This is a genomic window from Parachryseolinea silvisoli (assembly GCF_021190955.1).
GTDB classification, from domain to species: Bacteria; Bacteroidota; Bacteroidia; order Cytophagales; family Cyclobacteriaceae; genus Ohtaekwangia; species Ohtaekwangia silvisoli.
Genome location: NZ_JAIOAO010000002.1, coordinates 756028 through 776815, shown reverse-complemented (window position 1 = coordinate 776815; position 20788 = coordinate 756028). Strand labels below are relative to the sequence as shown.

At 53.2% G+C, this 20788-nt stretch carries 15 protein-coding genes; 3 read left to right on the top strand and 12 right to left on the bottom strand.

Features of this window, described 5'->3' with window-relative positions:
- The 10 genes from K7P01_RS13130 to K7P01_RS13085 all read right to left on the bottom strand — a co-directional run bounded on the left by K7P01_RS13130 (position 1) and on the right by K7P01_RS13085 (position 15508).
- Positions 1 to 1107, bottom strand: a complete 1107-nt coding sequence (locus K7P01_RS13130) for a DUF4249 domain-containing protein (protein ID WP_267293648.1) — start codon at positions 1105 to 1107, stop codon at positions 1 to 3.
- 3 nt (positions 1108 to 1110) lie between these two features.
- Positions 1111 to 3798: a TonB-dependent receptor gene (locus tag K7P01_RS13125; protein ID WP_267293646.1), complete on the bottom strand. Its 2688-nt coding sequence runs from the start codon at positions 3796 to 3798 to the stop codon at positions 1111 to 1113.
- Positions 3799 to 3912: 114 nt separating this feature from the next.
- The gene (locus tag K7P01_RS13120) at positions 3913 to 4959 is read right to left on the bottom strand and encodes an agmatine deiminase family protein (RefSeq protein WP_267293644.1); all 1047 of its coding nucleotides are present in this window, start codon (positions 4957 to 4959) and stop codon (positions 3913 to 3915) included.
- 70 nt (positions 4960 to 5029) lie between these two features.
- Positions 5030 to 5908 carry a carbon-nitrogen hydrolase gene (locus tag K7P01_RS13115; RefSeq protein ID WP_267293642.1) on the bottom strand — a complete coding sequence of 293 codons (879 nt, stop codon included), beginning with the start codon at positions 5906 to 5908 and terminating at the stop codon, positions 5030 to 5032.
- Between the two features lie 181 nt (positions 5909 to 6089).
- Positions 6090 to 7565: a glutamate synthase subunit beta gene (locus K7P01_RS13110; protein WP_267293640.1), complete on the bottom strand. Its 1476-nt coding sequence runs from the start codon at positions 7563 to 7565 to the stop codon at positions 6090 to 6092.
- 31 nt (positions 7566 to 7596) lie between these two features.
- The gene (gene gltB, locus K7P01_RS13105) at positions 7597 to 12144 is read right to left on the bottom strand and encodes a glutamate synthase large subunit (protein WP_267293638.1); all 4548 of its coding nucleotides are present in this window, start codon (positions 12142 to 12144) and stop codon (positions 7597 to 7599) included.
- 241 nt (positions 12145 to 12385) lie between these two features.
- Positions 12386 to 13054, bottom strand: a complete 669-nt coding sequence (gene mnmD, locus K7P01_RS13100; RefSeq protein ID WP_267293636.1) for a tRNA (5-methylaminomethyl-2-thiouridine)(34)-methyltransferase MnmD — start codon at positions 13052 to 13054, stop codon at positions 12386 to 12388.
- A 3-nt stretch (positions 13055 to 13057) separates the two neighbouring features.
- Positions 13058 to 13537 carry a 2-C-methyl-D-erythritol 2,4-cyclodiphosphate synthase gene (gene ispF, locus K7P01_RS13095; RefSeq protein WP_267293634.1) on the bottom strand — a complete coding sequence of 160 codons (480 nt, stop codon included), beginning with the start codon at positions 13535 to 13537 and terminating at the stop codon, positions 13058 to 13060.
- 22 nt (positions 13538 to 13559) lie between these two features.
- Positions 13560 to 14309 carry a tRNA pseudouridine(38-40) synthase TruA gene (gene truA, locus K7P01_RS13090; protein ID WP_267293632.1) on the bottom strand — a complete coding sequence of 250 codons (750 nt, stop codon included), beginning with the start codon at positions 14307 to 14309 and terminating at the stop codon, positions 13560 to 13562.
- Entirely contained in the window at positions 14306 to 15508 is a 1203-nt protein-coding gene (locus K7P01_RS13085) for a thiolase family protein (RefSeq protein ID WP_267293630.1), read from the bottom strand. Before K7P01_RS13085 ends, truA begins: the two co-directional genes overlap by 4 nt.
- Before the next feature lie 60 nt (positions 15509 to 15568).
- On the opposite strand from K7P01_RS13085, the gene K7P01_RS13080 reads away from it, so the two are divergent.
- Both K7P01_RS13080 and htpG read left to right on the top strand, forming a co-directional pair.
- Positions 15569 to 16033 carry a DUF4293 domain-containing protein gene (locus tag K7P01_RS13080; protein ID WP_267293628.1) on the top strand — a complete coding sequence of 155 codons (465 nt, stop codon included), beginning with the start codon at positions 15569 to 15571 and terminating at the stop codon, positions 16031 to 16033.
- A gap of 104 nt (positions 16034 to 16137) precedes the next feature.
- The gene (gene htpG, locus K7P01_RS13075) at positions 16138 to 18057 is read left to right on the top strand and encodes a molecular chaperone HtpG (RefSeq protein WP_267293626.1); all 1920 of its coding nucleotides are present in this window, start codon (positions 16138 to 16140) and stop codon (positions 18055 to 18057) included.
- 204 nt (positions 18058 to 18261) lie between these two features.
- Here the strand turns inward: htpG and K7P01_RS13070 are convergent, their stop codons facing one another.
- Entirely contained in the window at positions 18262 to 19020 is a 759-nt protein-coding gene (locus tag K7P01_RS13070; protein WP_267293624.1) for an LOG family protein, read from the bottom strand.
- Positions 19021 to 19069: 49 nt separating this feature from the next.
- Positions 19070 to 19978 (bottom strand): TIGR01777 family oxidoreductase, encoded by a 909-nt coding sequence (locus K7P01_RS13065; RefSeq protein WP_267293622.1) that lies wholly within the window; start codon positions 19976 to 19978, stop codon positions 19070 to 19072.
- Positions 19979 to 20022: 44 nt separating this feature from the next.
- On the opposite strand from K7P01_RS13065, the gene K7P01_RS13060 reads away from it, so the two are divergent.
- On the top strand, positions 20023 to 20724 hold the full coding sequence (locus tag K7P01_RS13060; protein ID WP_267293620.1) for a hypothetical protein: 702 nt from the start codon (positions 20023 to 20025) through the stop codon (positions 20722 to 20724).
- The last annotated feature ends 64 nt before the right edge of the window (positions 20725 to 20788 follow it).

The following is a 20788-nucleotide window of genomic DNA, read 5'->3' as shown; positions in this document are numbered from 1 at the left end:
TCACCAAAAAGGAGGTCGTTGATTGGTTGCGCCCGTATAGATCTGGCGGCAGTCTGTCTTCAGTGTATCGATGGGAGGAATTCCTTTCGGAATATCCAGACGCCGGAGGAAGACTGAATTTTTTGTTACCGCGGAAGCGGAAAAGATTCCGTACGCTTTCTCGCCCGGGTCAGATGTGCATCGTATTGTGCCTTTGATTTTCACCACTGCAGGTTGGAACAGGTCGGTTGCGCTTTGTTGTTGCGCTTTGACCAGTTTCCAGAAAGCATAGATGTCCTGAGATACGCTCATCTGTTCTACCTCGATGTGATATTTTTCATAGAACAACCGCTTGTCGATGGGAATCTGCGCGATGCGCACCGTTTTAAATTCCATCTCGCTGACAAAATCGTTTTCCGATACGAGCGCATCGGTGCTATACTGCGGCGCCCAACAGTCGCAGCATTCACATGGCCCTATCTGTTCGAGGCCTGCTGTGTCGGTATATACCCAACCACTGCACGGCACAGGATCGGGAATCTCTACCATTCCTACCCCGCGGGTCCTCAACTCGGGAAAGGCTATGTAATGAAAGGTGCCTTTCCAGCGCCAGCGGAAGAAATTCGACGCGCCGGGTGTGCCTGTGGCATCGAGGTATACCGCGAAGGCATCCTGCGGTTTCGTCAGGTCGTTTTGGTTGATCGAGTTTTCCTGGAACTGAAAGAAGACGCGATCGACGGTGCCCGCGGGCTCCAGTAACACCGGGGTGGATTCATACTGCCGGCCGTCCCCCAGAGTAATCTTCACTTGGTAGGTATACCCCACGACGCCCTGAATTTCGTCAGCATCGGTCTGGTAGGTGCCGGTGGCGTTTTCCGTCAGGGTTACGGTGTGACCGTGATCGTCGCTGATCGTGACGGTAGCGCCGGGAATGTATTTGCGCTTGTCGAGGTCGCCGTCCAGCGATAGTGTGGAGAAGAGCTGGACGGTATAGGGCCCCGGTTGATCGGTAATTGCGCCGTCGACGACGAGGCCTTCTTCTAATGCAATATCGGGAACCTTCAGCGGATCAACACACGCACCGATCAACAGCATTATAAGTAGTACTAACAGGTTTCGCGTCCTCATGTGTCAAAATTTAAAACTGTATGTTACCGAAGGAACGATTGTGCCCACCACGGACAATTTATAGGGGTTATAAAAACCTTTGCCATTATCCTGGAAGAAAACCGCATAGGCGTTCTTTCTTCCATAGGCGTTGTAGAACGAAATGACCCAGGTACCGTCGAGGATCTTTTTACGTTTGTGTGTGCCTTCGATGATTAGGGCGAGGTCAAGCCGGTGGTAGTCAGGGATGCGGTATTTGTTCCGATCCGAGAAAGTTATGACGGGTACACCGTCTACTATGTATCCCGAAATCGGCAATGACATCGGCCGGCCGGTATGGTATACGAATGTGCCCGAGAAGAAGATACGGCGTGAGAGGCCATAGCGCCAGTTGAGTTGTACGACGTGTGGCTGGTCGTAGTTTGAAGGGTAGCGATTGCCGTCATTTATCTTTTCTTCTTCCCAGGCGCCATCCACTTTGCGCCACGAGCGCGAGTAGGTATAGCTGAGGCTGCCCAGCAGACGGCCTTTGATTTTGCTCGACGATACCTCTACGCCATAGGCTTCGGCGTCGCCGGGCAGCAGCGTTGTTTCGAGGTTCTTGTTCAAGATGAGGCTTGCGCCGTCGCGGAAGTCGAGTACGTTTTGCGTTACCTTGTAGAATCCCTCTACGTAGGCTTCGTACATGTTTTCGTTGATCGCGCGGTAATAGCCGAGCGACACCTGGTCGGCGATCTGCGGTTTGAAATAAGTGTTGCTCGACTGCCAGATATCTACCGGTGTCACGGCCGCGGTGTTGCTGATCAGGTGCATGTATTGGTACATGCGGTTGTAGCCCAGTTTGATGGATGCAAAAGCATCGAGGGTATATCGCAGCGATACACGCGGTTCGAGGCCGAAGTAGGTCTTCATGCTTTCGCCGCCTTTGTATACTGTGGAGTCTGTTATATTCTGACGCAGCCGTGGCTGACCTTCGGCATAGTGGTAGGTTACACCTTCGCCCACGCGATTAAAGAACGACGCACGGAGGCCGGCTTCCAGCAAGAACTTCTCGCGCCAGTAAAACGCATCGCTGAAGTACAGCGCAGACTCGGACGAACGCTCGTGCCCCATATCGATATTTTTTACGATCGACTCTGATTGTGTCGCCTCCAGCCTGCCCGGCACAAAGTCATACCAGGTATGATGTACACCGAAGGATAGCTTGTGTTCGCCTTCGTAGTTGAAGTCCAGTTTTACGGAGGGGTATGTAATGCCGTACGACAGGTCGTAGGCCTGGGTCGGATCGTCGTCGCTTGTGCCGTAGGTATATTTTCCAAACGACACCGACAGGGTGCCGAATAATTTTTCGGTAAAGGTCCGATCGTAGTGAATGGACGCAGCGATGTTGCGCGATGTATATAGTGTGTCGTTGGTGAGGCTAAAGCGGTCGTAGCTGGTATAACCCGACAGTGTCAGCTTCGACTTGTTGTTGACCTTGTGGGTGTACTTGAGCGAGGCGTCATAGAATGACACGGAGGCGCTTTGTATGTCCTGATAATTGGATTTGATGGTCTTTAGCACCCAGTCGGAATATGAGCTGCGTACGGAGGCCATGATCGATGAGGTGTCGCGTTTTACGGGGCCGCCGGCTGTGAGGTAGCTGGACAGGATGCCGATGCCACCGCCACCGTGCCACTTATCGAGCGGGCCTTCTTTCGACTTGATGTCGAGCACCGATGATACGCGGCCGCCGAATTCGGCGGGAATGCCGCCTTTATAAAAGGATACCTGACTGACGGCATCGGCATTAAAGGCGGTGAAGAAACCCAGCGCGTGCGAGGTGTTAAACACCGGTACGCCATCGTATAGCACCAGGTTCTGGTCCACGCCGCCACCGCGCACGTTGAAGCCCTGGGCTACTTCGCCAACCGTCGTCACGCCCGGTTGGTTTTGTACTTGCTTGATGAGGTCTACTTCGCCGAGGAACGTGGGCGCGCGTTTCATGTCGGTAATGCGGAGCGACGTTTGGCTGATCCGCCGGTTGAGTACGGCCTGTTCGGAGATCAACACTTCGTCCAGTATCGTGGGTGCCTCTTCGAGGATTATGTCGAGGGTAGCACTGCTATATATCCTGGCGTCTACCACGCGCTCCCGAAAGTTTACAGACTTGAAGTGGATTATGTTCTCGCCGGCCAGTACGTTGATGGTATAGTTTCCTTTTTCGTCTGTTGCCGTCGTTTCCACGTCATTGACCAGCACCGTAACACCCGCCATGGGATGCCGGGTAGATTCGTCTTTGACATTACCCGTAATGGTGGCACGGTTGCCCGGTTTGTATTTGCGGCGGTCACCCAGCTCGCGCGATTCGATCGTTTTCTTTTTGGCGATGGCTGTCTTGAGTCGTGCTTCGTGTTCCAACGCGCGCTGGGGATCACGGATAAAGATGACGGCGTAGCCAAACCTATAGGAGTAGCGAATATCGCTGCCGCGCAGCAACTCGTCCAGCACACTCTTGATGGGCATGCCCTTAAACTGACTGTCTACCGTATAGGGCTCAAGCCATTCGGAAGCAAAGAAAAAGCGGACGGGATACGATTTCTCCAATTCGACTAATACCTCCGCCAGGGGCTGTCCATCTTTGATATCGGTCAACGGCATGGATGGCATGTCTTGCGCGAAGATCCAGGCAGGTGAAGCCACCAGCACGCAAAAGAGTAGTAACTTTTTCAATAGGCAACAGTTTGGAATAAATATAACGACAACACACCATGTTTACTATGGGTGTTATACCAAAAAGTATATATCCTACATGAAAATGTCGCCCGGGAGGCCGGGTGGAGGGTCCTATGCTGCCGGCTCCTGTTGGCTGAGGCAGTGGAACGAGCCCAGGCCCCAGATAATATCAACCGAATCCAGGCCGATCACTTTCCGATCGGGGAAACATTTCTGGAGTATGTCCAGCGCGCGGTCGTCGTTTTTGTCGCGGAAGGTTGGCACGACCACGTATTTATTGCTGATGTAAAAATTGGCGTACGAGGCGGGCAGGCGCATATCGTCATATACCACGGCACCTGGCATGGGCAGTTCCACGACGTTCAGCTGCTTGCCGTCTTCCAGGCGCAGGCGGTGTAGCGCGTGCAGGTTCTCTTGCAGGAGCGTGTAGTTTTCATCGTTCTTATCTTCCTCCACCACGGTTACAACGGTGTCGGCATTGACAAAGCGTGTGAGATCGTCGATGTGGCCATCGGTGTCGTCGCCCACAATGCCGTCGCCGAGCCACAGGATGTGGTCGACGCCGTAGTAGTTGCGCAGGTATGTTTCGATCTGCTCCTGCGTCAGGTGCGGATTGCGGTTTTCGTTTAACAGGCAGGCGCGCGTCGTTAGTAGCGTGCCCCGACCGTTAAATTCCACTGAGCCACCTTCCATGACGATACCGGGATATACCACGGGCACCTTATAGTGCTGTGCTATGAGTGTCGGTATATTATCGTCGAGGTCAAATGGAGGATATTTACCACCCCAGGCGTTGTAGCCCCAGTCGACGATTATTTTCTTCTGCGCGGCGTGGGGGTTGATCAAAAATGCAGGGCCGTGGTCGCGGCACCAGGCGTCGTTAGTGGGGTGCATAAAAAACTGCAAGTTGCCCACGTCGGCACCGACTTGCTGCAGGTGCCCCAGGGCTTTTTGCTTCATGGCCTCGTTCAGCACGTTAATGTTTACCTTCTCCCCTTCGGCTACGCGTTTGATAAACTCGGCATATACCGGATAGATGGCTTCAATCTTACCGGGCCAGGACGCTTCTTTGTGCGGCCAGCTAAGCCAGGTGGCGTCGTGTTTGGCAAATTCTGCCGGGAAAAAATATCCTTGTTGCTTCGGGGTAGTGGTGCTCATGGAAATACTATGCGAGGTAATGGATCGGGGCAAAAAACTCCCGGCAGGGTCGCTGCCGGGGGTCATTATATTATTCTTCGTCTATGTAACGTTTGGTGATCGGCTGGTAGGAGTCGATGCGACGGTCGCGCAGGAACGGCCAGTGTGTTCTGTAGCGGTCGCTCTTGTCCATGTCCAGCGTGTGTACGTGTACTTCTTCTTTGTCGTGCGACGCGAGGTATTCAATCTTGCCGAAGGGGTTCGAGATGAACGAACCGCCCCAGAATTTCATGGCTCCCTGTTGCTCAAGGCCCACGCGGTTTACGCTTACTACATATACACCATTGGCGACAGCGTGACTGCGCTGAATGGTTTGCCAGGCGTTGTATTGCTCGGTGTTGGTGTCTTCATCTTGCGCGGTAGCCCAGCCGATGGCGGTGGGGTAGAATAACATTTCAGCGCCCATTAACGATGTGATGCGCGCCGCTTCGGGATACCACTGGTCCCAGCAGATGAGTACGCCGATGGTGGCGAACTTCGTCTTAAATACTTTGTAGCCCAGGTCGCCGGGTGTGAAGTAAAATTTCTCATAGTACGCAGGGTCATCAGGAATGTGCATTTTGCGATACTTGCCCAGGTACTTACCGTCGGCGTCCAGCACGGCGGTGGTGTTGTGGTAGAGGCCTTCGGCGCGTTTTTCAAACAGCGAGGCGATGATGACCACGCCGAGCTCTTTGGCAAGCGCGGAAAGGACGTCGGTTGACGGACCTGGAATCGGCTCGGCCAATTTGAAGTTGTCATAATCTTCCACGTCGCAGAAGTACAGCGAGCGGAACAACTCTTGCAAGCACACGATCTGCGCGCCTTGTGCAGCGGCTTCGCGTATTTTGACAACCGCTTTTTGAAGGTTTTCGTCGGGGTTGGCTGTGCAACTCATTTGCACGGTACCTACTTTCACTGATTTACTCACGTATTATTCCGTTTTTTTGGCTTCAGAACGCAAAAGTAGAGAAAGTAATTCCGCCAGCAAAAATCAGTGTGAGCGTGCGTGTGAGAGCGAAGAAGATAAAGGACTGTCGACGTACGCAGTGGGCAAAAAAAGCCCCCCGGCGTGCCGGAGGGCTTTGTATGCGACTTTTAAAAGGGATTTTTTACGCTTCTTGCTCGATGTGTATGAACGACTCGTCTTTCGCTTCGAGATTCGATGAGCCCATCAGCCAGGTGTCTACGGCACGGGCGGCTTCGCGACCTTCCGAGATTGCCCATACTACCAGCGACTGTCCGCGGCGTACGTCGCCGGCGGAGAATACGCCTTCTTGTGTGGACATATAGTTCTGCGTTTTGATGTTGCCACGCTCGTCGAGCTCCAGTTTGAGTTCTTCGACCAGACCGCCTTTTTCAGCGCCTACGAAGCCGATGGCCAGGGTGACGAGCTCGCAGGGAATGACACGCTCGGTGCCGGCGATTTCTTCAAAGCCCATTTTACCTTGTGCGTTTGTGCCCCATTTGATGTCGACCAGTTTCATTCCGGTCAGGCGGCCGGCGCTGTCACCCACAAACTCTTTGGTCAAAATAGCCCATTGACGATTGGCACCTTCTTCGTGTGAGGAAGAAGTGTTAAGGATCATGGGCCAGAGCGGCCAGGGGTTGTTTGTGTCGTCGCGTTTTACGGGCGGCTTCGCGAGCAGCTCGATCTGCGTGACCGATTTCGCGCCGTGGCGATTAGACGTACCCACACAGTCAGAGCCGGTGTCACCACCGCCAATCACCAATACGTTTTTGTCGGTTGCCAGGATCTCTTCGACGGCCAGCTTGTCGCCCGCTCCGCGTTTGTTTTGCTGCGAGAGGAAGTCCATGGCAAAGTGTACACCTTTCAGGTTGCGGCCTGGAATGGGCAGGTCACGCGGCGCCGAGGCGCCACCACACATTACGATGGCGTCGAACTCATCTTGCAAGTGTTTCGCGCTGATGTTTACGCCTACGTGGGCGTTGGTGCGAAAGACGATGCCTTCTTGTTCCATAAGGCGCAGGCGACGATCGATCACGTGTTTCTCGAGTTTGAAGTCGGGAATACCGTAGCGCAGCAAGCCACCAATCCGGTCACTGCGTTCGAACACTGTTACCCAATGGCCAGCCTTGTTGAGCTGTGCCGCGGCGGCGAGGCCGGCGGGGCCGGAACCTACTACGGCTATACGCTTGCCTGTGCGATGCTTGGGCGGTGTAGGCTTGAGGTAGCCTTTTTCATAGGCTTGCTCGGCAATAGTCTTTTCGATGTATTCTATCGTGACCGGTTTGTTGTTGATGCTGAGCACGCAGCTTGCTTCGCACGGTGCCGGGCAAATGCGACCGGTAAACTCGGGGAAGTTGTTGGTGCTGCTCAGGATCTTGATCGCGTCTTCCCACTTGCCGTTGTATACGGCATCGTTGAAGTCGGGAATGTTGTTGCCCAACGGACAACCGTTGTGGCAGAACGGCACGCCACAATCCATACAGCGCGCAGCCTGTTGTTTTACTTTCTCTTTATCGAGCGGGTTGTATACCTCTTTGTAATCTTTGAGCCGTTCTTTGGGGTCGCGCGATTTTGGCATCTCGCGCTCGAACTTCATAAATCCATCTATCTGTCCCATGTGTCTGTTACTTTTTGATGATTGAATCGCATTATTCTTTTACCAGGGCCGGCGCGGCGGCTTTGGCGCTGGCGGCTTGCTTGCCGGCAGCTTTTTGCTTTTGAAGAACGGCTTTGTAGTCGCGCGGCATTACTTTTACAAAAAGCTCTGACGCTACGGCCCAGTTCTCCAGCACCCACTCAGCCGGGTCGCTACCCGTATATTTGTGGTGCTTTTCAATCATCGCCTTCACCTCCACCTTATCTTCTTCTTCCATGGTTTCGAGATCGACCATCTCACGGTTGGTCAGACGCTCGAGCGCATGTTCGGGATCAAATACGTATGCTATACCACCGCTCATACCGGCGGCAAAGTTTTTACCCGTCTTACCGAGCACTACCACGCGGCCACCCGTCATGTATTCACAGGCGTGATCGCCTACGCCTTCCACTACGGCGGTTACGCCCGAGTTGCGTACGCAGAAACGTTCGCCGGCCTGGCCGCGGATATAAGCTTCACCTGACGTAGCGCCGTAGAAGGCCACGTTGCCAATGATGATGTTGTCTTCCGGTTTGAAGCTGGCTTCACGGTCGGGGTAGATAATAAGCTTACCTCCCGACAGGCCTTTGCCAAAATAGTCGTTGGCTTCACCTTCCAGCTCGAACGTAAGGCCTGGTGCTCCAAACACACCAAAGCTTTGTCCGGCGGAGCCTTTGAATTGGAAGTGGATGGTATCTTCCGGGAGGCCTTTGCCTTTATATTTCTTTGATACTTCGTTCGACAACAGCGCGCCGACAGAGCGGTCGATATTGTGTATGATGAACTTTTCTTGTACGGCTTCGGCGTCGTCAAGTGCCGCACGTGCTGCCTCCACGAGCTTCCAGTCGAGTACTTTTTCCAATTCGAAGTCTTGCTCGATCTGTTTGTACAGACCTACTCCTTCGCGGGAAGAGTCTACGTGCAGGATTGGTGACAGGTCGAGCTTCTTCACTTTCCAGTGTTCTACATCCTGACGTACACGCAGCATGTCGGCACGGCCAATCATTTCATTGACGGTACGGAAGCCGAGCTCGGCCATGTTCTCGCGCAGGTCTTGTGCGAGGAAGCGGAAGAAGTTCACGACGTGGTCGGGGTCGCCGGTGAAGAGCTTGCGCAGTTCTTCGTCTTGTGTGGCAATACCGACAGGGCATGTGTTCAGGTGACACTTACGCATCATGATGCAGCCTTCTACCACGAGGGCAGCGGTGGCTACGCCCCATTCCTCAGCACCCAGCATGGCGGCGATCGCAATGTCGCGGCCTGTGCGGATCTGTCCATCGGTCTGTAACACGACGCGGCTGCGCAGGTTGTTTTTCACCAGTGTTTGGTGTGCTTCGGCGAGGCCGAGCTCCCATGGTAAGCCAGCGTGGCGTACCGAGCTGATGGGCGAAGCACCTGTGCCACCGTCAGCACCGGAGATGAGGATCGCGTCTGCTTTTGCTTTGGCAACACCGGCTGCCACAGTACCTACACCGGCTTGCGATACCAGCTTGACGTTGATGCGCGCCTGGCGGTTAGCATTCTTTAAGTCGAAGATCAGCTGGGCCAAGTCTTCGATGGAGTATATATCGTGGTGGGGCGGCGGCGAGATCAGGCCCACACCCGGTGTGGAGTGACGTACGCGACCGATCCAGTCGTCTACTTTGTGACCGGGCAGCTGACCTCCTTCGCCGGGTTTCGCACCCTGCGCCATTTTGATCTGCAATTCGTCAGCATTGCTGAGGTAGTAACTGGTTACACCAAAACGTCCGGAGGCTACTTGCTTGATGGCAGAACGCTCCCAGTCGCCGTTGGCTTTCTTTTCAAAGCGTGCGGCATCTTCCCCCCCTTCGCCGCTGTTGCTTTTACCGCCGATGCGGTTCATGGCAATGGCCAGCGTGCTGTGCGCTTCGTGGGAAATAGATCCGAACGACATGGCACCGGTGGCGAAGCGTTTGAAGATTTCTTCTACCGGCTCAACTTCTTCCAATGGTACGGGGTTGCGCTTCTTGAACTCAAACAAACCGCGGATGGTGATCTGCTCTTTTGTTTGCTCGTTGATGCGGTGTGCGTACTTCTTGTATTGTTCGAAGTTGTTCGTCTTGGTAGAGTGTTGCAGCAGGTGGATTACCTCGGGGCTGAACATGTGTTTCTCACCACGGCGTTTCCACTGGTAGATACCGCCCACTTGCAGCTCTTTGCTTTCTGCTTCGTAGGCAAGTTTGTGGCGTACGAGTACTTCCTGTGCCAGGTCGTCGAACGAGAGGCCTTCGATGCGGCTGATGGTGCCGCGGAAGCATTTCTCGATCACGTCGCTGCCCAAACCGAGGGCTTCGAAGATCTGTGACGACTGATATGACTGCAGGGTGCTGATACCCATTTTCGACATGACTTTCAGCAGACCGTTGCCGATACCTTTCTGATAGTTGGCATAGGCCTCTTCATCGGGCAGCGGCTTGTAGAACATGCCGTGCTTGTTCATGGAGTGGATGGTCTCGAGCGCCATGTATGGATTTACCGCGCTGGCTCCGTAGCCAATGATGGTGGCATAGTGGTGCACTTCCCACACGTCGCCGGCTTCTACCACAATGCCTGCTTGTGTGCGGATGCGCTTGCTGACCAGGTATTGATGCACAGCACCTACCGACAGCATGGACGGAATCGGTGCGTAGTCGTTGCTGATCTTTTTGTCGGACAGGATGAGGATCTTCTTGCCGGCGCGTACAGCCTTCTCGGCTTCTGCGCAGATGCGGTCAATGCTTTCTTCGAGACGACCGGGTGCGCCGTCGGCGTTGAATACACATTGGATGACGGCATATTCAAAGCCCTGGTCTTGCAGGTGCTTGAGCTTTTCCAGGTCGTCGTTCAGCAGCACGGGCTGCGAGATGTGGATCTGGTTGGTGTGCTGTGGTGTTTCGTCCAGTACGTTGAGGCTGGCGCCGACACGCGTGAACAACGACATCACCAGGCGCTCGCGGATCGGGTCGATCGGCGGGTTACTTACCTGCGCGAAAAGCTGTTTGAAGTAGTTGGAGATGTGACGGCTTTCTTTTGAGAGTATGGCCGGTGGTGTATCGTCACCCATGGAGCCGATGGCTTCATAACCTTTTTCGGCGATGGGGAGAATGATCGTCTTGACGTCTTCGGCGGTGTAGCCGTAGGCATTCTGACGTTGTACGAGTGTCTTTTCGTCGAAAGAAGTTTCTACCCACTCTACTTCGGGTTCGAGGCGCAGCTTGAGGCGGTTCTGGATGATCCAGTTGTAGTATGACTTGCCTTCGTATACGGCACGTTTTACTTTGTCATCGTCGAGTATTTTGCCGGCTTCGGTGTCGATCATGAGCATTTTGCCCGGTGTGATACGACCCTTCTCAATAACATCTTTCGGATCGATTTGCAGGGCACCGGCTTCTGAGCCGGCGATGACGCGGCCTGTGCGGGTTACGCAGTAGCGCAGCGGGCGCAGACCGTTACGGTCGAGTGTTGCCCCGATGCGGGTACCGTCGGTAAAGACGAGGGCGGCGGGGCCGTCCCACGGCTCCATCATGGAAGCATGGTATTTGTAGAATGCCTTGCGGTGTGGATCCATGAGCTTGTTGTCCTGCCAGGCTTCGGGCACGAGCATCATCATGACGTGTGGAATGGTACGGCCAGAGAGTACCAGCATTTCTACCAGGGCGTCGAGGTTGGCCGAGTCCGAGCCGTCGGGGCTGGTGATCGGCACGAGCTTTTTCAATTCTTCGTCGCTAAACAACGTCGATTTGAAAAGCGCCTCTTTGGATTTCATTTTATTGACGTTGCCGCGGATGGTATTGATCTCACCGTTGTGTGCGATGTAACGGAACGGCTGCGCCAGTTTCCAGTTCGGAAAAGTATTGGTTGAGAAACGCGAGTGTACCAGTGCCAGGGCTGTTTTGAGTCGCGTGTCCTGAAGGTCGTCGAAGTATGCGCGCAACTGCTCGGTGCGCAGCTGACCTTTATAGATAATTGTGCGTGCGGAGAAGCTTGTAATGTAAAAGTCTTTGTTGTTTCCTTTTACGGTGTCTTCGATGATGTGCTGCGTATAGTTGCGCAGTACAAAGAGTTTTCGCTCGAGGGCGTCGCCGGTGATGGTTTCGTCCGCGGGTTTAACAAACACCTGCTCGATGGTAGGCTCCACTTCGGCGGCACCCGGGCCGGGCACGCTGTGATCTACCGGTACAACGCGAAAGCCTATGAGCTCGAAACCCAGTTCCTTGATATTCTTGCGCAGTACTTCGCGGCAAGCGTTTTGCACTTTCTTATCACGCGGAAAGAAGACCATTCCCACACCGTATTTCCCGAGGGCGGGCAATGTGAAGCCCAGGCGTGTTGCTTCTTCGATGAAAAATTCGTGGGGCAGCTGGATCAAGATCCCGGCACCATCCCCTGTCTTTGGGCTGCTCCCTCTTCCTCCCCGGTGCTCCATGTTCTCGAGCATGCACAATGCATCACGCAGGTTTTGATTGGTTTTGTTGCCGTTTATGTTGGCAACAAAGCCGATCCCGCAGGCATCGTGTTCCAGTTCAGGGGTGTACAGACCACGGCTGGTTGTTTCTTTCATTACTTCTGGCGTTTACTAGTTGTTATGGGTGTGTTAATTCTCTGTTTTGAGCGGAACAGAGTCTATAAAGTTAGGGAGAAAACAGAAGAAATTTCTGAGGTTTCAGTAATGCAAAGAATTTTTTGAATCTTTTCACAAAAAAATCAGAATGCTTCAAAAACTAAAAAACGAATACGATTGCACCCTGTTCAGTTTTGAAAATTCAAGAAACAGCGAAAACGATTGAAGAATTTTCAATGAATTATACGCTCCGCACACCGCGCACCATTTCCTTCTTGCCGGGAGGTCCTGGAAGTGTTTCTACTGTCAATCCGAGGGCTTTCAGATCGCGTTTCAACTGGCCTTTGGCGCAGTACGTCACAAACATTCCTCCGGGCCGCAACGTCTGTACGGCTTTCGCCAACATGTCGTAGGTCCACATCTCGGGTTGCTTGTTCGGCGCGAATGCGTCGAAGTAGATCACGTCGGTTTGCGCGACCGGTAAGGTTGCGTCCTGCAGCGATATCGTTAGTTTCTGCAATTGAAATGTCGGGCGTACTGCGACCGGCTGGTTCCAGGGTGCCTGGTGTATTGCGTGAAAGAGTGTTTGCGCGGCGGGCGAGGTAGAATAATTAAGCTGCATCCACAGGTCTTCGGGCAGCGGCGCAGTTTCCAGCGAGGTATACTGCACGGTTACATCTTTCTCTTCGGCGTGTTGTGCGGTGAGTAACGCGTTAAGGCCGGTGCCAAATCCTACTTCCAGCACGGCCACGGTGGTAGCGCCCGAGGCCAGGAAACGATCGAGGCCCTCTTGTATAAAGACGTGCCGCGACTCCTGCACGGCGCCATGGCGCGAGTGGTAGGTCTCATTGAGGGCGGTGTTGAGCAGGGAATGCGAGCCGTCGCCGGTGGTAATGATTTCGATACTCATTCTTTATTTGTAGATCAGCACCACGGCGGATGCATTCACTCCCTCCTCGCGGCCTACGTAGCCCAGCGTCTCCGTTGTGGTCGCTTTGATGGCGATCTCTTCTTCGGTTACGTTCATGAGGGGCGCCATCGTTTTTTTCATGGCGTCGATGTGCGGGCCGATCTTGGGTTTCTCCAGGCAGATGGTGCAGTCGACGTTGCCGACTTTCCAGCCTTTTTCGGTGATCATGCGTGTGACTTCTTTTAGGAAGAACTTGCTGTCCATACCTTTCCACCGGTCGTCGGTGTTTTTAAAATGAAACCCGATGTCGCGCATGTTGGCCGCGCCGAGCAGCGCGTCGCAGATGGCGTGGATCAATACGTCCGCGTCGCTGTGGCCTACGGCACCTTTGGTCGCGGGCAGCTTGATGCCTCCCATCCAAAAATCTCTTCCTTCTTCTAATTGGTGTACGTCATAGCCCATGCCTACGCGAATGTTTGTCATTGCTTCTCAGTATTAAGTACGATTATTCTTTTACAAATATACGGCTGTGGTATTTAACCCGGCTGAGGTACAGTCCGTGAGGCGGCACGTTGGCGCCGGCCTGTTTACGATCGCGGCTTTGTACGATGGTTTGAAATTCACGCAGCGACGTGCGGCCGCTGCCCACATCGAGAAGGGTGCCTACGATGGCGCGCACCATGCCTCGCAGAAAGCGGTTGGCGGTGATGGTGAACTCCAGCCGCGCGCCGTCTTCGCGCCACTCGGCTTTTTTCATGTCGCAGCGAAAGTGGTTGACATCGGTTTGCACCTTGCTAAAGCAGGCAAAGTCGTGCTCGCCCAACAGCGTAGCCGCGGCGCGGTTCATGGCGTCGACGTCGAGGGGGCGAAAATAATATAAAGCGAGCCCTTCGGTAAACGGATCTTTCACGCGCGTAATGCGATAGTGGTAGGTGCGCTCGTACGCCTCGTATCGCGCATTGGCTTCGGGCTGTACGCGCCGGATGGCGTGAATGGCGATGCTTTTGGGTAAAAACGAGTTAAGCTTTACGAGCAGCGTGGGCCGGTCGAAGTCTTTTTCAATATCGGCATGAAAGAACTGCTGCTCGCAGTGTACACCGGCGTCGGTACGGCCGCTGCCGGTAACGCTGATCTCTTCTCGCAGTAACTTTGTCAGTGCGTCTTCCACCACGGCTTGTACGCCGACAGCATTGGGCTGTGACTGCCACCCGCTATAGGCGGCGCCATGGTAGGCTATTTCAAAAAAATACCTCATAAAGATTCATACACGATGGCGGCTCCCTGGCCCACGCCGATGCACATTGTCGCCAGGCCATAGCGGGCGTCGCGGCGTTTCATTTCGTGCAGCAAGGTGGCGCTGATGCGAACGCCGCTACAACCCAGGGGATGGCCGAGGGCGATGGCGCCGCCGTTGACGTTTACCCGGTCGGGTGACAGGTCCAGGTCTTTTATACAGGCCAACGCCTGGGAGGCGAAGGCTTCGTTGAGCTCGATCAAATCCAAATCTGCCACGGTAAGCCCCGCGCGCTGCAAGGCTTTGTGGGTGGCCGGCACAGGGCCGACGCCCATGTAGGCGGGATCCACACCGGCGACAGCGGTCGACACGATACGTGCCATGGGCTTCAGGTTCAGTTGTTTCAGCAGGGCTTCACTTACCACCAGGCAGGCGGCGGCGCCATCGTTTATACCAGATGAGTTTCCGGCGGTGACAGTGCCTTGCTCGCGGAAGGCGGGTTTTAGGGTCGCGAGCTTTTCCAGCGTCGTTGTGCGTGGATGCTCGTCTTTATCAAATAGTATGATTTCCCGGCGTGCGACTGGCGAGGGTAGCGCCACGGGTACCATCTCTGCCTGGAAACGGTTTTGCTCATACGCGCGTTGATACCGGGTCTGCGACTCCAGCGCAAAGCGGTCTTGCTCTTCGCGGGTGATACTCCATTTCTCCGCGACATTCTCGGCGGTTTCGCCCATGGAATAGGGATAGTAGAGCGCTGAGAGCTTGTCGTTCACAAACCGCCAGCCGAGCGTTGTATCATAAATCTCTGCTTTTCGGGCAAAGGACTCTTCGGCTTTGGCCATTACAAAGGGCGCGCGGCTCATGCTTTCGACACCGGCGGCGAGGTATGCATCGCCTGCACCGGTCATGATGCCCTGGGCAGCTTGCATGATGGCTTGCAGACCGGAGGCGCACAGCCGGTTGACGGTCACCCCAGCCACGGTTACGGGCAGGCCCGCCAACAGCAGCGCCATACGGGCCACGTTGCGGTTGTCTTCGCCTGCCTGGTTGGCCGCGCCGACGATGACATCTTCGATGAGTGAAGCGTCGACGGCAGGTTGACGCTGCAACACCTCACGCAGCACGTAGGCGGCGAGGTCGTCGGGACGCACGGAGGCCAACGTACCGCCGTAACGGCCGATGGGCGTGCGAAGTATATCGACAATAAAGGCAGCTGACATACGCGGGCTGGTGTGAATTATTTTTGATTACTTTTGCCCTCAAGTTAACGCAACCGGCACATGTGGCAAAGAATTCAAACCGTATTTCTGGGTATTACCATCCTTAGTCTTATCGCTTCCATCTTCCTACCGATCTACCTGCACGTAGACGCCTCCGGCAAAACGCATGCGCTTTACGCGCTGCATTATACCGTCATTGAAAACAACGTGCGTACGAGTGAATATTTCCCTTATAGTGTCATCGCTGTCCTGTACATCGCGGCGGCAACCATCGCTTTTATTGAAATTCAAAAGTTCCGCAACCGCCTGTTGCAAGTGAAGCTGGGTGCGTTGAACGCCGTCTTCCTGGCTGTCGCTGTTGGCGTGGCGGTTTACTTCGCCAGTGGGCTTCTGAAGGCCAACCAGGGTGGCAACTACGACTACGGTCTGTGGGCACCTTTTGTGGCGGTGATTTCTAACTGGGCCGCAATTCGCTTTATCAAACGCGACGAAAAGATCGTACGCGACTCCGATCGCCTGCGCTAAGCACCCGAAATTCTGCCACCTTGGCACATTCCTGAACTGGAACAACATTTGAAATCCCCGCCTGTCGGGGATTTTTTATTCCCCCACCCTTAAATCTGACAAATATGGCAGCAACACAAGAAAAAGGTACGACACAAGAAAAAGGTACGATCTCCATTCACACCGAGAACATCTTTCCCATCATTAAGAAGTTCCTTTATTCCGACCATGAGATTTTCCTGCGCGAGCTGGTTAGCAATGCCGTAGACGCCACCCAAAAATTAAAGAAGCTGGCGTCGCTGGGCGAATTTACCGGCGAGCTGGGCGACCTGAAGGTGGAGGTGAGCTTTGACAAAGAGAAGAAGACCATCACCGTTAGCGATAAAGGCATCGGCATGACGGGCGAGGAGATCAAAAAATATATTAACCAGATTGCATTCTCGGGTGCTACTGAGTTTGTAGAGAAGTTTAAGGACAAGACCGATGCGAAAGACATCATCGGTAAGTTCGGTCTTGGTTTCTACTCCGCTTTTATGGTATCTGACAAAGTAGAGATCGTTTCGCGCTCTTTTAAAGTAGGTGCCGACGAGGCTGCCCGCTGGGAGTGTGACGGCTCGACCGAGTACGAACTGACGCCTGCTGAGAAAGCAGAACGCGGTACGGATGTTATCCTGCATATCAATGCCGACTCGGAGGAGTTCCTCGATGAATGGAAGCTGAAAGGCATTCTCGATAAATACTGTAAGTTTTTGCCCGTAGAGATTAAGTTCGGCACGCAGGAGAAGAACGAAGAGGATGGTGTTGACGAGGAGGGTAAGCCTAAGTATAAGTCGGTTACGACCGACCGGATTATTAACAATCCTGCTCCCCTGTGGGCGAAGTCACCGTCTGAGTTGAAGGATGAGGATTATCTCTCCTTCTATAAGGAGCTGTATCCTTTCTCGGAAGAGCCGCTGTTCTGGATCCACCTGAATGTGGACTATCCTTTCAACCTGACGGGTATTTTATACTTCCCGAAGGTGAAGAACGATTTCGAGATGCAGAAGAACAAGATTCAGCTGTACTCACGCCAAGTGTTTATTACGGACGAGGTGAAAGATGTGGTGCCCGACTTCCTGATGATGTTGCACGGTGTGCTCGACTCGCCGGATATTCCGCTGAACGTATCGCGTAGCTACCTGCAAAGTGACGCTAGCGTGAAGAAGATCAGCGCTCACATTACGAAGAAAGTGGCGGATAAGCTGCAGGAGATCTTTAAGAAGGACCGTGCCGACTTTGACAAGAAGTGGGATGACATCAGCGTCTTTGTTAAGTATGGTATCATCAGCGACGAGAAGTTTTACGATAAGGCGAAGGATTTTGTCCTGTTGAAAAATACTGAAGGCAAGTATGCTACCCTGGAAGAATATAAGGAGAAGGTGAAGGCTACCCAGACGGATAAGGATGGTAACCTGGTGTATATCTATTCGTCTGATCCGGGTAAGCAAGATAGCTTCATTCAGGCGGCTAAAAATAAAGCCTATGATGTGCTGGTGTTAGACGGTGTGCTGGATAGCCACTTTATTAATACGCTCGAGCAGAAGCTGGAGAAGACGCAACTGAAGCGTGTTGATAGCGAGACGGCAGATAAGCTGGTGGATACCGACAGCAAGACTGAGAGTGTGCTGAGCAGTGAAGAGCAGGAGCAGGTGAAGGGGATTTTTGAGAAGGCTATTAATAATAAGAGCTTTAACGTGACTGTTGAATCGCTGTCTCCGGACGAACTGCCGGTGTTGATCACGCTGAGTGAGTTTATGCGCCGGATGAAGGATATGGCGAAGCTTGGTGGTGGCGGTTATGCTTTTATGGGGCAGATGCCGGATAATTATGCGGTGGCTATTAACGGTAACCATGGGATTGTGCAGAAGATTTTGAAGGCTGACGCGGAAGAGCAAAAGATTAAGCTGGCGAAGCAGTCGTTTGACTTGGCGCTGCTGTCGCAGGGTATGTTGACGGGGGCTGATTTGACGAGCTTTATTAAGCGGAGTGTTGAGTTGGTTTCGTAGTAATTCGATCAACTATATACATAGAAAAAGCCCCGGTTTGTGCCGGGGCTTTTTGTTGTGGCGCACCATCGCTTCGCTCGGTGCTGGATTGCCATTTATGACGACTGTGCTCCGGCAGTCTGAAGACTGCCATTAAAGTAGGTCCAAGTCGCCCTCCCTTCGGTCGGAAGACTTGAACCAGATGTCAGAGCAGTTGCGCTGCTATTAGAAGTTGGGGGAGAGTAGATATTTGGAGTAGAATTCTTCGATGACTTTTACGGCGTCTTCTGGGGTGTCTACTACTTCGAAGAGGTAGTGGTCGTCGGCGTCAATCATCTTTTCCGCCACTAATACCTTCCTCCACCAATCAACCAGTCCACTCCAGAATTTTTTTCCTACCAGCACGATGGGGAATCTTCCAATTTTCTTTGTTTGGATCAATGTTAATGCTTCCATTAGCTCATCGAGCGTTCCGAATCCGCCCGGCATTACGATGAATCCCTGGGAGTATTTTACGAACATTACCTTGCGCACGAAGAAGTAATCGAATGTGATGAGCTTATCGGGGTCGATGTATATATTTCCTTTTTGCTCGTGGGGTAAGTAAATATTTAGGCCTACGGATTTTCCTTTTGCGCGGTTGGCGCCTCTGTTGCCGGCTTCCATGATGCCCGGGCCACCACCGGTGATGACACCGTAGCCATGCTTCACCAGTTGAAAGGCGATTTCGTCGGCCATTTTATAATATGGGTTGCTGGGCTTTACGCGGGCTGAGCCGAAGATGGTCACGCAGGGGCCTATCTTTGCGAGCTTATCAAAGCCTTCTACAAATTCAGACATGACCTTAAAGATCACCCAGCTGTTCGAGCTTTTGATCTCGGCCCAGTCTTTGTCTTGAAATGCCTGGCGGATACGTTGCTCTTCTTCCAGGCTGTGTTGAAACGCCGGTGTTTCTATTTCCTTTTTCTTTGATTTTTTTGCCATGATGTAAAACCTTTTTACGGCTGTTTATACGTGTGCAATACGGTGGAAGTTAATGAAGAAGGTCTTTTAATGCACCCTCCAGCGTCTTAAATTGAAATTGAAAACCCTCGCCCTGAATCTTTTTCGACGACACGTTGCTACCCGTGAGTACCACTTCAGCCATTTGTCCAATCAACATCTTTAGTACAACGCCCGGCACAGGGGGCATAAACACCGGCCGGCCTATGGCCTTGCCGATAGCTTTTGTCAGCTCGCAGTTGGTGATGGCATACGGGCCGGTGCCATTATAAGGGCCTTGCATTGCCTCGTCGTCCATGGCCTTGATAAACATGCGGCAGATGTCGTGAATGTGAATCCAGCTTACATTCTGACGCCCGGTGCCGAGGGGTGCACCGACAAAGAGCTTTACCGGTTTGGCCATCTGTTCCAATGCACCACCCTCCGCTGCCAGTACTATACCGATGCGAATCTTTACTACGCGAATGCCCAGTGTGGCGATGCGGTCTACTTCTTCCTCCCACGCACGCGTTACTTGCGCCATGAAATCTTTGCCGGAGGGATGCTCTTCGGTTAACAACGAGTCGTTGTCTTCAAAGCCATAATAGCCAATCGCGGAGGCAGAGACAAAGGTCTTGACAGTATGCGGGTGTTGACGCAGCGTGTCGTACAGCAGGCGCGTGGAGTGCGTGCGGCTTTCGAGGATTTCCTTCTTGTAAGAGTCTGTCCATCGCTTTTCGCCGACGCCGGCACCTGCCAGGTGCACAATCGTGTCAGTGCCTTGCAAGGCGGCTACATCAAGTTTTGCTTGAGCGATGTGCCATAAAAAGGTGGTTGTCTTGTTGCCACGGTTGCTGCGACTGAGATGCGCCACGTGGCGGCCTTCGCGTTGTAAAAGTTCTGTCAGGTGCGTACCGATAAGACCTGAAGCGCCGGTAATAAGTATATTTTTTGCAGTCAATTTTTCAGTAGTTTTGAGCCCTGAATTATTACAAAGTAAACAACATGTCGCTAACGAAAAAGTTTGTCCTGATCTTTTCATTTTTTGCGCTTACACTTATCGCTACCGCCCAAACCGTAAAAGTTAAAAAAGAGACTGCCCGTGTAAAGGGAGAAAATCTCCAAGGTTTTGAGGTAGAGCTAGACGGCACACCTGAGGAGGTCAACGCTGCGCTGCTCAAGCTGGCCAAGTCGCTTGGCAAGGCCAAGCAAGCTACCGAGGCCATTACGATCAACGAACCCACCATTGGCGCTATTCCGTACGCTACGCCTGCCTACGCGGTGATGAAAGCCGAAAGCACTACGAAGGCGGCAGCCTGGATTGGGATGAAGCCGGAAGGGGGCTCTGCGGAAACTGCGGCGCATGTTAACAAAGAGCTGGAGAAGTTGATGCACGACTTTGGCGTGAAGTTCTATCGGGAGAAAATCCAGGTGCAGATTGATGAGTCGCTACGTGCTGCGCAGGCGGTGGATAAACAGCAGCAGAAGCTGACGAATGAGAATAAGAATCTGAACGTCAAGTTAGAAGATAACAAACGGGAGAAGATTCAGCTGGAGAAGTCGATTGAGAATAATAAGCTGCAAAATGCTGATCTGTTGAAGAAGATCGAGAAAAATAAGCACGATCGTGACTCTGTAGCGCTGGCGGGGGTGCAGATTAAGAAGGTGATGGAGGCGCAGAAGGAGAAGCAGCGGAAGGTGAACTGACGAAGACAGAAATTGGTCACCTGATTTATCCGGTTAGGAGGGATTGCTTTAATTAGCTATGTGT

Excerpts from the sequence above, each read along its gene's own strand:
- K7P01_RS13130 (WP_267293648.1), bottom strand. The coding sequence starts at position 1,107 with ATGAGGACGCGAAACCTGTTAGTACTACTTATAATGCTGTTGATCGGT.
- K7P01_RS13120 (WP_267293644.1), bottom strand. The coding sequence starts at position 4,959 with ATGAGCACCACTACCCCGAAGCAACAAGGATATTTTTTCCCGGCAGAA.
- K7P01_RS13110 (WP_267293640.1), bottom strand. The coding sequence starts at position 7,565 with ATGGGACAGATAGATGGATTTATGAAGTTCGAGCGCGAGATGCCAAAA.
- gltB (WP_267293638.1), bottom strand. The coding sequence starts at position 12,144 with ATGAAAGAAACAACCAGCCGTGGTCTGTACACCCCTGAACTGGAACAC.
- mnmD (WP_267293636.1), bottom strand. The coding sequence starts at position 13,054 with ATGAGTATCGAAATCATTACCACCGGCGACGGCTCGCATTCCCTGCTC.
- ispF (WP_267293634.1), bottom strand. The coding sequence starts at position 13,537 with ATGACAAACATTCGCGTAGGCATGGGCTATGACGTACACCAATTAGAA.
- truA (WP_267293632.1), bottom strand. The coding sequence starts at position 14,309 with ATGAGGTATTTTTTTGAAATAGCCTACCATGGCGCCGCCTATAGCGGG.
- K7P01_RS13085 (WP_267293630.1), bottom strand. The coding sequence starts at position 15,508 with ATGTCAGCTGCCTTTATTGTCGATATACTTCGCACGCCCATCGGCCGT.
- K7P01_RS13080 (WP_267293628.1), top strand. The coding sequence starts at position 15,569 with ATGTGGCAAAGAATTCAAACCGTATTTCTGGGTATTACCATCCTTAGT.
- htpG (WP_267293626.1), top strand. The coding sequence starts at position 16,138 with ATGGCAGCAACACAAGAAAAAGGTACGACACAAGAAAAAGGTACGATC.
- K7P01_RS13070 (WP_267293624.1), bottom strand. The coding sequence starts at position 19,020 with ATGGCAAAAAAATCAAAGAAAAAGGAAATAGAAACACCGGCGTTTCAA.
- K7P01_RS13060 (WP_267293620.1), top strand. The coding sequence starts at position 20,023 with ATGTCGCTAACGAAAAAGTTTGTCCTGATCTTTTCATTTTTTGCGCTT.